Here is a 15,566-nt window from a genome sequence, read left to right as displayed (position 1 = left end):
CCCCTTTTTATATGTATGCCTAATTAGCCGTTACGTTGAGTGTTACGCCACTTGCTAAGCTGTAACCTCTTAAATCAATGTACCAAGTACCTGCTTGTGGGTTATCAAATGTACATTCTTCATTATTACCATTTTTGTAGGGTCTACATAAGTATGAAGACGTACTTGAAGGCGAGCCAAAGTTTACATAAAGATCAGCATCACCATTACCACCGGCAATACTAATATTTAAAGTGCTATACCCTGCTGATAAATCTTGAGTAAAGCGGCTCCAGTTATTAGTAGTCACATTAATATTAGACTCAGTTCTATTAATTGGCGTCACACCACCATTCCCATCAGAGTAGCTTCCCGTTAGCGATACACCAGATATCGCACTCCATGCTTCAACCATTACATAGTAAGTTCCTGCTTGTGCATTACTTATGTTGCAGCTTTCTGTACTGGTAGATGTTGTGCTATTGCAATCATAGTTATTTAAGCTTGGTCTACTAGCAAATTTAACATATAGGTCTGCATCACCTGAGCCACCCATTGTATTAAATTGAAGATTTGTTGCACCGTCAGGGACTTCCAAAGTAAAGAATAGTTGCTCTTTTTCTGCGCCGCTAATACCCGTACGGGTTACCCCATTGGTTAACACTTCATCGTCAGTCGGTGGTGGTGTAGCACAATCACTACCTGAACTAAGATTTGAATTAACACCTACCGCAGCCAAAGCGGCTTTTACATCATTAGGGTCATAATTTAAATCACACGCAGCATCCATCACACCGTTACCGGCTAAATCCCAGCCTACACCCGCACTCCAATATAGTTGGTTAGCACGTGCCATTACGATAAAGGCTTTTTGCGTATCCCAACCCGGCGTGGTTGCTAAATTATAAAATGCCTTGTTATAAACACCTGAACTATAATGCACGTCCATACCTGAATAATAGTTACTTTGGTTATCTATGGAACGGCCATCTTGGGTAGGGTTATTCATGTAACGCAGTGCACCATTACCTTTAAAAATATCCTTTCCAACTAGCCAATCGTTGCTGCCTTTCATATAAAATTCAGCGGCTTCACCAGCCATATCCGAAAAGGCTTCGTTTAATCCGCCTGGTTTACCATTGTAAATCAAGCCTGAATTTTGCTCAGTAAAGCCATGGCTGACTTCATGTGCAGATACATCTAAACTCACCAATGGATAAAACGTATTTTGCCCATCACCAAAGGTCATTGCGCTGCCATCCCAAAACGCATTTTCATAGTTACTTGAGTAATGAACCCGCATTTGTAACTGAAAACTCAAAGGCGCAGTCCCTAACCAATCGTTATACATATTAAAAATAACGTTACCAAAAAAATGAGCATCGTTTAGCGGTGAATAAGCACCGTTTATTTCTTTGAATGTATTTTCAGGACATGTAAATGAATACGCAGAAGAGCCACTTGTTCCGCCATTTAAATTAATAGTGCGAACATTTGCGTTATTCATGCTACAAGTATTACCTGATTGACTAACATCTAGGCTGTCAAAATCAGTTCCATATAAATACTTGCCTGTTTTTAGATTACCGCCAGGGCCTGTTGCATTGGCATGTTGCAGGTTATCGTAACTAAGCAAGACCTCACCGGTATTAGCATCAATGATCAGGTATGGCCTTGATGGTGACTTGCCATAAGTAACATAAGACACTTCATAAACTAAATGCGCCTTATTTTGATCGTCAACCCAGATAGCAAGTCTGGATTGCTCATTATGTTTTTTTAAGCCTACTGATTTTGCAGCTATACCCGTTTTAGACCCTTTTAAAATCGCATCTTTTTTTGTCAATTTAGCCGATACATCAGATAAATCTTCATCAATATTATAAACAGCTGCACCATGGGCTTTTTTAAGCATCCCATTATTAAATGTTAAGCTGACCGTATCACCAATGACAGGAATGCCCTGATACGTTTGTTGATAGCGGCGGGTTACTTCTCCGTTATTGCTAGTAAATTCTTTTAATACAACTAATTCGTTCCCTACACTCAACCCAATCAACTGATTTGGACTTACTGATAACAAGGAAGCAGAGTTTGATTGCACCATATTATTAATTGTCGGTTGTTGATTTAGGTATTTCTTATTCGCAGCTACTGCATTTGTTGCTTGAACCAAAGTTAAAGCAGCAAAAGTTGCTATTGTGATTTTAGATAAATTCACGTTTACGCTCCGTTAAAGTTTAAGTTTTTAATATATTTGTATTAATCGGCACACCTTGTACCCGATTAAGGATCAGAGTAGGTCACAAACTTAAATAACGAAAATTAAACATTTAATTTACAATTAAAGTATTAGCTCGAAAATTAATCTATTATTTTACAATGATTTAAAAACTACTGTTTTAACTAATGAAGGCCAGAAATAACATTTCGTATACATATATTTACATAAAACAGCCGGCAAAAAGCATTAGATTTTAAAATCACACGCTTTATTGTTAATCACTAATCGACTGCTCAATGAGCATGTAGTTGCAAAGGAAAATACTTTACCTGTTGAGCTTTAAAAGAGGGGTAATCTATTTTAAATGGGTAGGGAGTAGTTTTAAAAACACGCAGTTCATAGCCATGCACCACTATTTGCTATGTTTAAAAAAATTTGCTTTTATTGAGGGCGATTTTAACTTGAGGCAATAACGGTATCGCCAATCACTTGTACTAAGCCCATGTATCTAAATGGGGTTTGTCGTCATCTTCTTCAGCGGTTTTATTGCGCGATTTATTTTCGTCAAACGTCAGCTTATGTTGCTTTTCTACTTCTCTTTTTTTACGCTCTTCTAACTCGACTTTTTTGGCACTGGCACTTTGTTGAACCCCAGCAATATGAAAAGCTCCTTTAGATTCAAGCGTTAAACGCGTAATAGGCCCTAAATAAGGGATCATTATATCCATGCGTGCCTCCATTGAATTGAATGTAATTTAATCACTATAAAACTGTTGATAAATAAAGCAAACCTTTAGTTATTATCGACAGTTATAAGGTATTCTTTAATTTAAGAAAATTTTTCTTGCCATGCTATTGGTTTATGTGTTTTTATAAATGCGAAATTTATTAAACAAGCAACAGCTAAGCGTTAACATAATAACGAATAGCTAAACAGGATAAAAAATGCGCAACACTCTGACAGCAGTACATCACCACCATCATTCATCGGAATAACCTGTCAGGTCTTTCGCTGAGAGGTTGTTCCTAAAAGGAAACCTCTGGCGAATCAACATACCAAGATTCATTTTCGCCCTGAGGTTTCCCTCGGGGTTTTTAGTTTTAAAATTAAAGGAAAATGAGTAATGAATAATAGTAATCGTCTTCGTATCGCCATCCAAAAAGGCGGCCGCCTATCTAAAGATTGTCAAGATCTGCTTAAGCAACTGGGTGTAAAACTCAACCTTCGCGAGCAGCGCCTTATAGCACACTCAACCAACATGCCAATTGACGTTTTACGTGTACGCGATGACGATATTCCAGGTTTAGTTATGGACGGTGTATGTGACTTAGGTATTGTTGGCGAAAACGTTTTAGTTGAAGTACAAGCAGAAAGAGAGCGCCAAGGCGTTCCAAGCGAAGTAACTAAATTATCAAAATTAGATTTTGGTTACTGTCGTCTTGCACTTGCATGGCCACAAGAACTAGGTAAGCAAGACAAAAGCTGGTTTGAAGGCAAACGTATTGCAACCACCTACCCTGAAATTTTAAGCCAATATTTAAAACGTGAAGGCATCAACGCCAGCACTGTTATGCTCACAGGCTCTGTTGAAGTGGCGCCGCGTGCTGGTCTTGCTGATGCCATTTGTGATTTGGTCTCAACAGGTGCAACCCTTGAAGCTAATGGCTTAATGCAGGGTGATACAATTTTAGAGTCAAACGCTTGTTTAATTCAAAACACCCAACTGCAAGATGCTGACAAACTCGCGCTTATCAATAAATTGATGCCGCGTTTGCGTGGTGTTAAGCAAGCCAAAGAAAGCAAATACATCATGCTACACGCACCAAAAGACAAGCTGGATGAAATTTGTGAAATCCTGCCTGGTTCTGGTCAACCTACATTACTTGCACTAGCAGGATCTGACGAATATGTAGCATTGCACATGGTAAGTAGCGAAACGTTATTTTGGGAAACCATGGAGCAACTTAAAGCACTCGGCGCGAATTCTATTTTAGTTATGCCAATTGAAAAAATGATGGAGTAACAGCCATGCTTCGTTGGAATGAAGAATCATCACAGGTTCAAGCAGCGGCGCTGATGCGCCCTGCTGTATCAGCGAGTGAAAAAGTAGAAAGTATTTGCCAAACTATTTTGGCAAAAGTAAATGCGCAAGGCGATGCTGCATTACTGGCGTTAGCAAAAGAGTTTGATAACCGAGCTGAGCCGCGTTTACGTGTTCCACTTGATGAAATTAATGCCGCTGAGAAAATGCTAAGCCCTGAGCTTAAGTATGCAATTGATACCGCTTATGCAAATGTAAAATGTTTTCACCAAGCGCAACTGCCTAAAGATATTAAGTTATCGACTCAACCGGGCGTTGAATGTGAACTGAAATATCAAGCCATCGAAGCGGTCGGTATTTATGTCCCTGGGGGCAGTGCCCCATTGCCATCGTCAGTTATAATGCAAGGTGTATTGGCGCAGTTAAGCGGTGCAAAAACCGTGGTACTCACTACCCCAGTACAAGGCGATAAAGCAATAAATCCTGCTATTTTATATGCTGCTAAATTATGTGGTATCACCACTATTATTGAAAGCGGTGGTGCAGGCGCGATTGCTGCAATGGCCTACGGCACTGAATCAGTACCTAAAGTGAATAAAATTTTTGGCCCAGGTAATAGCTTTGTGACTATGGCAAAGCAGTTAGTTGCACAAACAATTCCAGGAATGGCGATTGATATGCCAGCAGGTCCATCTGAAGTATTAGTGATAGCAGATGAACGAGCAAATCCAGAGTTTATTGCGGCCGATTTACTCTCACAAGCAGAGCATGGCGCCGACTCGCAAGTTATTTTATTGTGTAACAGCGAAACTATTATTAAACAAACACAAGACGCGCTTACTCGTCAATTAGCTAACTTAAGCCGAAAAGACACCGCTGAACAAGCGTTGGCCAATTCGTCACTTATTTTAGTGGATTCAATAGCGCAAGCATTTGATGTATCAGCGCAATATGGGCCAGAGCACTTAATTTTACAGCTGGCAGATGCAAGCCCGTACCTTGATGCGGTTAAAAATGCAGGTTCAGTATTTGTTGGCGACTACACACCAGAATCGGCTGGCGATTATGCATCGGGTACTAACCACGTATTACCTACTTACGGTTATAGCGCGACATACTCAAGCTTAAACTTGCTTGATTTTTTCCGCACATACACAGTACAAACTATTAGTAAAAGTGGCTTAACAGAGCTTTCAAAAGCTATTTTACCACTGGCAGACGCAGAAGGCCTTGATGCCCACGCTAATGCGGTTTCAATTCGTTTAGAGGCAATAAACAATGAGCAATGAGAGCGCCCAAGCAACCAGCTTATTACCCGAGAATATTAAAGCGCTTGCTGCTTACAGCTCGGCTAAAAGTGAAAAGTTAACAGGCATAACGTGGCTCAATGCCAACGAAAGCCCATATGCTAAAAACCTTGAGTTGAGTATTGAAGATTTAAATCGCTACCCCGACCCTCAGCCACAATTGGTTATTGATCGCTATGCAGCTTATACCGAGCTTAAAAGCGACAATGTCCTTATGACGCGAGGTGCAGATGAAGGCATTGAGCTTTTAGTACGCACGTATTGCCAGCCAGCTAAGGACAGTATTGCGCTGTTTTTGCCTACCTACGGTATGTATAAAGTCACTGCTGATACGCACAATGTGGCTATTAACGCGCTTACTCAAGAGTTATTATTAACAGCCAATGTTGATGATATTGTCACTGCGGTCGGTAGCTCAAAACTGGTGTTTATTTGTAATCCAAATAACCCAACAGGTAGTTTAACGCCGCTAGATAAAGTAAAAGCCATTGCCACTGCGCTTGCAGGTAAAGCATTGGTGATTGTTGATGAAGCCTATATTGAGTTTTGCCCAGAGCAAAGTGCAACACAACTTATAAACGAGTTTAGTAATATTGTAGTGCTACGTACACTGTCAAAAGCGTTTGCGTTGGCAGGCCTGCGAACCGGGTTTACCCTCGCTCAAGCCAGTGTACTTGCGCCCATTCGTAAAGTCATTGCACCGTATCCGGTATCGAGCGTGGTAGCGAGTATTGCAGCGCAAGCCATTGCCCCTGATGCCATTACCTCTATGCGTCGCCAAGTGAGCATTTTAAACAGCTTAAAATTAAAGCTAATAGAGTGGTTAAACGCCTCCCCTGCTGTATTAAAAATTCTCACTGGTGAAGGCAACTTTGTTACCTTAAAATTGGCCGATAAAAACAGCTTTAAAGTTGCCCTTGAACAAGGCTTAGTCATGCGAGCATTTACCTTATACGGTGAAGACGACTGGCTACGCATTTCAATTGGTAGCGAACAAGAATTAGAACAAGTAAAAATTTGGCTCGATGGTTTAACCACCCCAACAGCCCTATCACAACAGGAAGTATCATGAGTAATCCCTATTTATTTATAGACCGTGACGGCACCATTATTGAAGAGCCAATCACCGACAAACAGGTAGATAGCCTTGAAAAGTTGGCTTTTTTACCTGGTGTTATTCCGGCATTATTGCAACTGCAAGCAGCAGGCTATCGCTTAGTGATGGTATCTAATCAAGATGGTTTAGGCACTGACAGTTTCCCTACTGCGGATTTTGACATAGCCCAAGACAAAATGATGGACATACTCAACAGCCAAGGGATTAACTTTGAAGATGTACTCATTTGCCCACACTTTGATGAACAAAACTGCGATTGCCGTAAGCCAAAAACAGGCTTACTGACCGAGCTTATGCGCTCTGGCAACGTAGATTTAGCGCGCTCTTTTGTAATTGGCGACCGCCAAACAGATATTGGCCTTGCGCAAAACTTATGTTGTGAAGGTATTTTATATGATGGTAGCTGGCCTGCCATTGTCACTAAGCTGACCACAGCCAACCGTGAAGGTCGTGTTACACGCAACACCAAAGAAACACAAATTGATGTAGCGGTTAATCTTGATCAGACTAAAAACGGTAGCATAGACACCGGCCTTGGCTTTTTTGATCACATGCTTGATCAAATACGCACCCACGCAAACATTGGCTTAAACATTAAAGCCAAAGGCGATTTACACATAGACGAGCATCACCTTGTTGAAGACATTGGTATTGCCTTAGGGGTTGCCCTTAAACAAGCGCTGGGCACAAAATCACAAATCGCCCGTTATGGTTTTGCTTTGCCTATGGATGAATGTAAAGCCGAAGCGCAAATTGACTTATCTGGACGTGCTTCGTTTGTGTTAAACGCAAACTTTAGCCGCGAAAAAGCCGGTGATTTAGACGTACAAATGGTAGAGCATTTTTTCAAAAGCTTAAGTGATAACGCTGCAATTAGCCTTATTTTGTCGGTAAGTGACGGTAACTGTCATCACCAAGTAGAGGGCTTATTTAAAGCGTTTTCACGGGCACTGCGTATGGCAATTGCACAAGATACAAGTCAACAAACAGCCAGCTCTAAGGGGTGTTTATGATAGCGGTAATTAATACCGGTTGTGCCAATATTAACTCGGTACGCTTTGCATTTGAGCGTTTAGGTAAAACGCCTACCGTTATTACCTCACCTGAACAATTAGCAGGCTATGAGCGCGCTATTTTACCTGGTGTTGGCCATGCATCTGTGGCTATGAAGCGCCTAGTCGATAATGGTTGGCAGCAAGCGATTAACGAATATCAGCGCCCGCTAATGGGAATTTGCTTGGGGATGCAACTGCTGTGTGAAAGCACCGAAGAAGGTAACGTGCAATGCTTAGGTAAAATACCCGGCCAAGTAAAAGCACTGGATGTAGGTAGTTTAACGTCACCGCATATGGGGTGGAATAATTTATCTATCCAACAAGCGCACCCACTAACCAAAGGGCTACATAAAGACGATCAGGTTTATTATGTGCACAGCTTCGCGCACACCGTTAACGATGCCACTTTAGTCAGTAGTGAATACGGGCAAACTTTTTCAGCCATTGTCGCTAAAGATAATTATGCCGGTATGCAATTTCACCCAGAGCGAAGTGCTAAAGTAGGCACCCGTTTATTACAAAACTTTCTAGATTGGCAGTTATAAGCGACTGTTCATAAATAATAAAAGAGATACACAGTGATTATTCCAGCATTAGACGTATTACAAAATCAAATTGTACGTTTGTATCAAGGTAAATATGATACCGCACAGTTTTACCCCTTTGAACTTGGCGCTCGCCTAAAAGAATACGCTGACAGCGGCGCGGGTAAACTGCACCTAGTTGATTTAGAAGGCGCACGCGATCCAAGTAAAAAGCAGTGGCAACATATTCAAGCAGCCACAAAAGCACTGGATGTGCCCTACCAAGTGGGTGGCGGTATTCGTTCAGAGCAAGATGTGAGCGATTGGTTAAAAGCCGGTGCAAACCAAGTGGTTATTGGTTCTATGGCAGTTGAAAAGCGTGAACAGGTTAAAGCTTGGATTGAACAATTTGGCGCTGAGCACTTTGTGATTGCCCTTGATGTTAATAAAACAGAGTCCGGCTGGGCGCCAGCAACCCATGGTTGGTTAAATGAATCTGAGTTTGGGCTATTTGAACTTATTGATTTTTATGTAGAGCTGGGCATTATTGATTTTTTATGTACGGACATCAGTAAAGACGGCACCATGACCGGCCCCTCTTTTGCGCTTTATGAAGATTTAATTAATCATAATGCAGATATTAAAGTACAAGCGTCGGGTGGGGTAAGTTCGTTAGATGATATTAAAAAGCTAAATGAACTTGGTGTTGGCGGCGTGATTTTGGGCAAGTCTTTATTAGATGGTGCTTTTAGCGTAGAAGACGCGCTTAAATTAAGCTAAAAATATAGCTCTAAAAAAGGCACAGGTGCGAGCGCATCTGTGCCTTTTTTGTATAAAACTATTAGTTTATTTATGCTTACCAGGTAACATAGAGCCTAATACGCCATCTTGCTTTATTAAACCATGATAAAGCGCAGCGCTTACATGCATAAAGATAAACAATAAAAATGCATAAGCAATTAAACCATGTGCTTCACGGAAAAAAGCATACGTTTCAATATCTTTACTTACTAGGCTAGGCAAAGTAAGTAAACCAAAAAAGCTCACATGACGGCCATCAGCGCTTTGCATTAACCAACCAGAAACCGGCATTAAAATCATAGATGCATATAAACCAACTTGGGTTAAATGCGCGGCTAATGCTTGAGCCTTAGGCACACTCGGTGGTAATGCAGGACTGGCGGTAACGACTTTATTGATTAATCTAATAGCAACTAACACCAACGCTAAAATACCAAATGACTTATGCAGCGCAATGGCCTCTACTTGCCAAACCGCTAAACTTTGCACCATCGACAAACCAAGAAATAACATAGAAAGTATGATTAACGCCATCGCCCAGTGAATAAGCATACTCGACGCCGAGTATTTATTAATTGTTTTCATTCGATATTTCCTGTTATTAATTATTTAAAAGTACTTCTTTAGCACGACGACGAAATGACTCAGCATAAGCCGCGCCACGGGCACGTAATATAGGATCGGCGCTTGGCTCTATCCCTGTAGGAAGTACCAAGGGATCAAAGTTCATATCAGCACACACGCCTCCTTCTTGCGCCTGAAGGCTTGAGATAACTAATGTGCCTGCGTTAATTGTTTTGCGTGATTGTGGCCATAAAACAGTTGGGTTGTTTTCATCATCTTCAGCGGTTGCAAAGCTAAACAGCATGTCGAATTTAACAGGGGCTTGAGCAACTTGATCTTTAAGTTGTAGCTGCAATGCATCGGCTGAATCATTATTAAGTGGTTGAATGTTTTCATCGCTTAATTGTGGTTTAGCTATCCAACGTACGGCGTGCTTTTCATTATTTTCATCAACCAAATAAAAGGCATTAATACTATGGTATTGCTCAGTGGCAAAACTGCTAGTTGGTTTGTAGCTGGCTTTCCAGTTATTAAATGCGGCACTTTCAGGGTGTGCGGCAAAAAAAGCTTTAATTTTTTCAGGGCTGCGTTTTTTAGTTACCGGATCAGGGGATAGCGCTTGTAACTGTTTAAAAAACGCTTCTGGCGTCGCTACAGCCATAACTGGAGGCGTGTTCATTGCTACGCGCCATTCTTGGTTATCACTGGTAGTTATAGAAAACGCTAAACTGCGCACCGGTGCTTTTAAATCAGGCGCGGTTGGGTTATTGCCCGCAATAGAAAAACGGCCAACAAAAGGAGTGGCGCCTAAATCAAATACCTTGGCTTGCGAATATTTAGCAAGCTCACCGGTAGACTCAAACGACCCCGCTAAACAAATACCTTTTGCATGGGCTCGACGAAAACCCGCATGGGCTTGCTCACCTTGTTGTAAATTAACAAAACGCTGCGCAGTAACCGCATCGCTGTTAAAAGCGCCGGTAAAATATAAAATCGTCAGTGCAAATAAAGTGATTATTGCAATTAAGGTGATTTTTTTACTCATGGTAGGATTAGACCTCGTATGATTATTTTCATGATGATTATGTTTGGAATTTTTCATAGTTTTAATTACGTCTTTAAATTAATGGCTAACCATTACTGAGATATGCTTTAGATCGGATAGCTTTTATTTAGTTATACCGACACGACACTCACAAGACCGACCCCAAGCAATTAATATTTCAATTCAATTAATAAAAACCGCACTTTAAGTATTTTAAATTCCAAAAATATAATCTTTATGAGCTGCGCTTTAAAAAAGCCGATTGTTAATTATACTAATGTTGATACAAAGCAAGCATTGGGGTGCTGATTTATTACGTTCTACAAAATCACACAAATTAAAACAAAACCGTACAGCAATAATAAACTGTTGAAATTAAAATATTATTTATTACTCACTCGTTATCTACTGCTTTTTTCAAGTAGTAAGTAGTTATAGCTTAATAAACAGCATTACAGGTAAATTCGAAAATAAACACATTTACGCATTTTATAATTTTGAACCACACAAAAATGCCAACGATTAACACCGCACTTTTTATTTAAGGTAAGCAAGATGATCAATAAACCATGTTTTACTAAATTTAATTTTATTAGTATTGCGCTACTGTTGTTGTTAGCCGGTTGTTCAGATAGCGAAGTCAGCACTCAAAAGCAAAACAAGCCACGCCCTGTTAAGTTAATAACCATTGATGATGGCTCTCAATCAAAAACACTCACCTATCCTGCCACTATAGATACAATAAACAGTTCAAAACTGGCCTTTCAGGTCAGTGGTAAACTTGAAAAGCTCAACGTTATTGCTGCGCAAAATGTAAAAAAAGGAGACGTAATAGCCGCATTAGAGCAACGAAACTTTGTTAATGAGGTTAAGTCGAGCAAAATACAGTTTGAAACGGCCAACAATGATTATCAACGTGGTTTAAAGCTTGCAAAAGACGGTGTTATTTCACAGCGAGATATAGAGCAACTAAAATCTAAAAAAGAAGTGGCCGAATCACAGTATGACTCAGCGCAAAAGGCATTATCTGACAGTAAAATCATAGCGCCTTACGATGCCATTGTTGCAGAAGTTCCAGTAAAGCAGCTTGAAAACATCAGTGCTGGGCAACATGTAGTTACCCTATTTGGTAAAGGTGAAATGGAAGCGGTTGTAAATATTCCCGCGTCTATTGTGGCCACGGTAGATTCTAAACAAAACAATGTAGCGACTGTTATTTTACAAGATGTATCGGCTGCGCCTATCCCTGCGACATTTAGACGTGCCAATTTAGAAGCCGACTCAGCCAGTCAAACCTATGAAGTACGCTTTTCGTTTGCTGTACCCAATAACCTTAATATATTACCTGGCATGAATGCCAGCCTAAAAATAGAGCGTCAAACAAGTTCAAACGCAACACGACTGGCTGTCCCTACCTTTGCTATTTTTGAAGAAAACGGCCAGCATTTCGTATGGACTGTTGACCAACAAACAATGCAAGTATCAAAAACACTCGTTGCTATTGAGCAAGGTATTGGCGAACAACTAATTATTACTGAGGGCTTAAAAGCAGGTGATGTGATTGTAGGTGCAGGTGCAAACTATGTGACTGAGGGTATGAAAGTACGTCCTTGGACTAAAGCATAGGAGTGCAATCATGGATTTAGCAAAGTGGACAATAAATAATAAATTAATTAGCACTATACTCATCATTTTAACGCTTGGCTTTGGTTTTTCGTCATACAAAAACATGGCTCGGTTTGAAGACCCCGAATTTATAATTCGCACCGCGCAAGTATTTGTTTCTTATTCAGGCGCCAGCCCGCTTGAAGTTGCTAAAGAAGTGACCGAGCCGCTTGAGCGTGCCATTCAAGAGTTACAAGAAGTCGATACTATATCGTCGACCTCATCAACGGGCTTATCTGAAATTAAAGTAGAAATTAAATCAGAATTTTCGCCAACCAAATCTGAGCTACAAGTTATTTGGACTAAACTCAGAAACAAAATTAACGATACTCGCCCAACACTTCCTCCTGGTACAGGGACCCCAAAAGTGTTTGATGATTATGGCGATGTATATGGTTTGAGTTATTTAATTACTGCCGAAGGTTACTCCCCCGATGAACTGCATGCCTATGCTAAAACGCTACAAAGTGACATTTTACAAGTAGACGGTGTAGCGAAAGTTGCCATGACGGGCGTACAACAAGAGGGGATATTTGTAGAAATTGCTCGAGAAGAGTTAGCCTCTTTAGGTGTATCTATCAATAACATTTACGGTATTTTGGATGAACAAAACGCCGTATTGAGTGCAGGTAATACCCAAATTGGCGATCAACGTATTTTTATTGACCCCACCGGCGAATTAAACTCCGTTGATACCATTAAAAACCTACTGGTAAGTGCCAGCGCTAAAGGTAAAACAATTTACCTAAAAGATATTGCCAATGTATACCGCGGTTTTCAAAGCCCAGCAACCAAGTTAGTGCGCTACAACTCTAAGCCTGCCATATCCCTGGGGGTTGCCAGTGTATTAGGCGCTAATGTGGTAAAAGTGTTTGACCGCGTTGATGATAAAGTAAAGCAAACTGAAAACCTCAGACCGCTTGGCATCAGCGTGCTTGAGTTTTACCACCAAGGAAAAGTGGTACAAGACTCAGTCGATAACTTTGTGGTTAATGTATTAGTCGCGCTGGTGATTGTCATGGTCACGCTACTGCTATTTATGGGGTTGCGCTCTGGGATTATTATTGGCGCCGTGTTACTGCTAACTATTTTTGCGACCCTTGCTACCATGGACTTTAGCGGTATACCCATGCACCGTATTTCCTTAGGTGCGCTTATTATTGCCCTCGGTATGATGGTTGATAATGCGATTGTGGTGACAGAAGGAATTTTAGTAGGCACACAACAAGGGCGTAAAAAGTTAGACATTGCCAGTGAAGTTGTAAAACAAACTAAATGGCCACTACTTGGCGGCACATTAGTCGGCATTGTTGCCTTTGCACCTATTGGCCTCGCACCGGGCGATACCGCTGAATTTACCGGCCATTTATTTTGGGTTATTTTAATCTCTTTGTTATACAGCTGGTTATTTGCCATTACCCTAACTCCCCTGTTTTGTTATTGCTTATTTAAAGAACAAGATACCGATACCTCTGGTTCAGCAAAACCTAATAAACTCATGGCACTGTATCAATCGGTTGTGGTGTCGGCACTTCATCATCGCTGGTTAACGGTTACTGTAGTGGTTGCCATGTTTAGTGTGTCTATGTGGGGTTTTCAATTTGTAAAATCAGGGTTTTTCCCAGCTTCCACCACGCCGCAAATGGTGGTTGATTTTTGGTTACCACAAGGCACCGATATTGAAAAAACCAAAAAAGACATGCTCAAACTTGAAGCGTTTGTAAAACAACAAAACGGCGTTGAAGGCATACAAACTCTTATTGGCGGTGGCGGATTACGTTACATGCTTATTTATGGCAGCGAATCACCCAACAGTTCTTACGGGCAAATTTTAGCTAAAGTCGATGACTATAAAAAACTAGATCAACTCTTACCTAGGGTACAAAACTACATCGATAATAACTTTGTGGATGCGCAAGGCAAAGTATGGCGCTTTGTAATGGGCCCAGGTGGTGGCTCTAAAATAGAAGCCACATTTAAAGGCCCCGATCCGAGTGTATTAAGAGAGCTGGCAGCAAAAGCAAAAGCCATATTAATTGATGATGGCGGTGCGTTATCAATTAAAGACACCTGGCGACAACGCATTAGTGTTATTGAGCCACAGTACTCAGCCATTAATGCACAGCGCGCAGGTGTAACGCGCAAAGCTGTTGCTGAAGCACTGCAACAAAACTTTTCAGGGCAAGTGGTTGGGCAGTATCGTGAAGGCGAAGAGCTCATTCCTATTATCGTCAGAGCGCCACAAAAAGAACGCGTAGACATAAACGACATTGGTAACATTCAAGTGCAAAGCAATATCACCGGTGAAACACTGCCTCTTGCTCAAGTCACCAATGGCTTTAAAACCGTATGGCGCGACGGCATATTAAAACGTGAAGACCGTGAATGGACCATAAAAGCCCAAGCCGATCCACTGCCAGGGGAGCTTGCTTCTGAGTTATTTAATAGAGTAAAACCAAAAATAGAAGCCATTGAACTACCACAAGGCTACCGCCTAGAATGGGATGGCGAATATGGTCAATCGAAAGAGTCTAACGAAATGCTGGCCTCAACTATTCCACTGGGTTTTTTAGCCATGGTACTCATTGTTATTGTGTTATTTAACGCATTAAAACAACCTATTATTATTTGGCTTGTGGTGCCATTAGCCTTAATTGGTGTTGTTTTTGGGCTGGTTACTACACAAATCCCATTAGAGTTTATGGGTATATTAGGATTACTGTCGCTCTCTGGTTTATTGATTAAAAATGCCATTGTATTAGTGGATCAGATGGATATGGAAATTCGCCAAGGAAAACCTGCTTATAATGCCATTATCGATTCGGCAAATAGTCGGGTAAGACCAGTAATGATGGGCACACTCACCACTGTACTAGGGGTTATTCCACTGTATTTTGATGCGTTTTTCCAATCGATGTCAGTGGTACTGGTGTTTGGGTTACTGTTTGCCACCCTACTGACTTTAATTGTGATCCCCGTACTCTACGCGATATTTATGAACGTAAAAACAGATGAACATATACATAGTTAATTGTTGATCACACTGAATCTTGGTCAAATGTTATGAACACTTTGATCAAGATTCACCCTACTTTAGTCAAAAATTACAGAATAAACGCACAACCATAATGGCAATAAACGCACTTTCTAATTATTATATTAATATCAAACAGCAGTATTTTTAAATTAACGATAACAATTCTACTGTCCGCCCTATATTAAATTTAGTCGCTTTTGTTATTC

12 protein-coding genes are annotated in these 15,566 nt (G+C 40.8%); 8 read left to right on the top strand and 4 right to left on the bottom strand.

Features of this window, described 5'->3' with window-relative positions:
* Positions 1 to 19 precede the first annotated feature (19 nt).
* Both KK487_RS16295 and KK487_RS16290 read right to left on the bottom strand, forming a co-directional pair.
* Positions 20 to 2,200, bottom strand: coding sequence for a M4 family metallopeptidase (locus tag KK487_RS16295; RefSeq protein WP_016900161.1), 2,181 nt, complete (start codon positions 2,198 to 2,200; stop codon positions 20 to 22).
* Between the two features lie 497 nt (positions 2,201 to 2,697).
* On the bottom strand, positions 2,698 to 2,931 hold the full coding sequence (locus KK487_RS16290) for a hypothetical protein (protein ID WP_016900160.1): 234 nt from the start codon (positions 2,929 to 2,931) through the stop codon (positions 2,698 to 2,700).
* A gap of 396 nt (positions 2,932 to 3,327) precedes the next feature.
* Between KK487_RS16290 and hisG the strand changes: the two genes are divergently transcribed.
* Genes hisG through KK487_RS16260 form a run of 6 tightly spaced genes read left to right on the top strand, consistent with a single transcriptional unit; the run spans position 3,328 to position 9,028 of the window.
* The gene (gene hisG / locus KK487_RS16285) at positions 3,328 to 4,227 is read left to right on the top strand and encodes an ATP phosphoribosyltransferase (RefSeq protein ID WP_013463297.1); all 900 of its coding nucleotides are present in this window, start codon (positions 3,328 to 3,330) and stop codon (positions 4,225 to 4,227) included.
* Between the two features lie 5 nt (positions 4,228 to 4,232).
* The gene (gene hisD, locus KK487_RS16280; RefSeq protein ID WP_013463296.1) at positions 4,233 to 5,534 is read left to right on the top strand and encodes a histidinol dehydrogenase; all 1,302 of its coding nucleotides are present in this window, start codon (positions 4,233 to 4,235) and stop codon (positions 5,532 to 5,534) included.
* Positions 5,524 to 6,624, top strand: a complete 1,101-nt coding sequence (gene hisC / locus KK487_RS16275; RefSeq protein WP_215522204.1) for a histidinol-phosphate transaminase — start codon at positions 5,524 to 5,526, stop codon at positions 6,622 to 6,624. Before hisD ends, hisC begins: the two co-directional genes overlap by 11 nt.
* The gene (gene hisB, locus KK487_RS16270; RefSeq protein WP_013463294.1) at positions 6,621 to 7,682 is read left to right on the top strand and encodes a bifunctional histidinol-phosphatase/imidazoleglycerol-phosphate dehydratase HisB; all 1,062 of its coding nucleotides are present in this window, start codon (positions 6,621 to 6,623) and stop codon (positions 7,680 to 7,682) included. Before hisC ends, hisB begins: the two co-directional genes overlap by 4 nt.
* Positions 7,679 to 8,269 carry an imidazole glycerol phosphate synthase subunit HisH gene (gene hisH, locus KK487_RS16265; RefSeq protein ID WP_215522203.1) on the top strand — a complete coding sequence of 197 codons (591 nt, stop codon included), beginning with the start codon at positions 7,679 to 7,681 and terminating at the stop codon, positions 8,267 to 8,269. The genes hisB and hisH overlap by 4 nt, the downstream gene beginning before the upstream one ends.
* A gap of 33 nt (positions 8,270 to 8,302) precedes the next feature.
* Positions 8,303 to 9,028, top strand: a complete 726-nt coding sequence (locus tag KK487_RS16260; protein ID WP_028834570.1) for a 1-(5-phosphoribosyl)-5-[(5-phosphoribosylamino)methylideneamino] imidazole-4-carboxamide isomerase — start codon at positions 8,303 to 8,305, stop codon at positions 9,026 to 9,028.
* 66 nt (positions 9,029 to 9,094) lie between these two features.
* Here the strand turns inward: KK487_RS16260 and KK487_RS16255 are convergent, their stop codons facing one another.
* Both KK487_RS16255 and KK487_RS16250 read right to left on the bottom strand, forming a co-directional pair.
* Positions 9,095 to 9,634: a cytochrome b gene (locus tag KK487_RS16255; RefSeq protein ID WP_215522202.1), complete on the bottom strand. Its 540-nt coding sequence runs from the start codon at positions 9,632 to 9,634 to the stop codon at positions 9,095 to 9,097.
* Positions 9,635 to 9,650: 16 nt separating this feature from the next.
* Positions 9,651 to 10,658 carry a catalase family peroxidase gene (locus KK487_RS16250; protein WP_215522201.1) on the bottom strand — a complete coding sequence of 336 codons (1,008 nt, stop codon included), beginning with the start codon at positions 10,656 to 10,658 and terminating at the stop codon, positions 9,651 to 9,653.
* A 555-nt stretch (positions 10,659 to 11,213) separates the two neighbouring features.
* Between KK487_RS16250 and KK487_RS16245 the strand changes: the two genes are divergently transcribed.
* Together KK487_RS16245 and KK487_RS16240 are read left to right on the top strand one after the other, a co-directional pair.
* On the top strand, positions 11,214 to 12,284 hold the full coding sequence (locus tag KK487_RS16245; protein WP_028834567.1) for an efflux RND transporter periplasmic adaptor subunit: 1,071 nt from the start codon (positions 11,214 to 11,216) through the stop codon (positions 12,282 to 12,284).
* Between the two features lie 10 nt (positions 12,285 to 12,294).
* Positions 12,295 to 15,354 (top strand): efflux RND transporter permease subunit, encoded by a 3,060-nt coding sequence (locus KK487_RS16240; protein WP_215522200.1) that lies wholly within the window; start codon positions 12,295 to 12,297, stop codon positions 15,352 to 15,354.
* Positions 15,355 to 15,566 lie beyond the last annotated feature (212 nt).

Source organism: Pseudoalteromonas sp. SiA1, from assembly GCF_018732205.1.
Classification (GTDB): Bacteria; Pseudomonadota; Gammaproteobacteria; order Enterobacterales; family Alteromonadaceae; genus Pseudoalteromonas; species Pseudoalteromonas tetraodonis.
The sequence above is the reverse complement of the archived record's forward strand: the minus strand, read 5'-3'. Positions and strand labels throughout refer to the sequence as shown.

Excerpts from the sequence above, each read along its gene's own strand:
- hisG (WP_013463297.1), top strand. The coding sequence starts at position 3,328 with ATGAATAATAGTAATCGTCTTCGTATCGCCATCCAAAAAGGCGGCCGC.
- KK487_RS16240 (WP_215522200.1), top strand. The coding sequence starts at position 12,295 with ATGGATTTAGCAAAGTGGACAATAAATAATAAATTAATTAGCACTATA.
- KK487_RS16290 (WP_016900160.1), bottom strand. The coding sequence starts at position 2,931 with ATGGATATAATGATCCCTTATTTAGGGCCTATTACGCGTTTAACGCTT.
- hisB (WP_013463294.1), top strand. The coding sequence starts at position 6,621 with ATGAGTAATCCCTATTTATTTATAGACCGTGACGGCACCATTATTGAA.
- KK487_RS16245 (WP_028834567.1), top strand. The coding sequence starts at position 11,214 with ATGATCAATAAACCATGTTTTACTAAATTTAATTTTATTAGTATTGCG.
- KK487_RS16250 (WP_215522201.1), bottom strand. The coding sequence starts at position 10,658 with ATGAGTAAAAAAATCACCTTAATTGCAATAATCACTTTATTTGCACTG.
- hisC (WP_215522204.1), top strand. The coding sequence starts at position 5,524 with ATGAGCAATGAGAGCGCCCAAGCAACCAGCTTATTACCCGAGAATATT.
- hisD (WP_013463296.1), top strand. The coding sequence starts at position 4,233 with ATGCTTCGTTGGAATGAAGAATCATCACAGGTTCAAGCAGCGGCGCTG.
- hisH (WP_215522203.1), top strand. The coding sequence starts at position 7,679 with ATGATAGCGGTAATTAATACCGGTTGTGCCAATATTAACTCGGTACGC.
- KK487_RS16255 (WP_215522202.1), bottom strand. The coding sequence starts at position 9,634 with ATGAAAACAATTAATAAATACTCGGCGTCGAGTATGCTTATTCACTGG.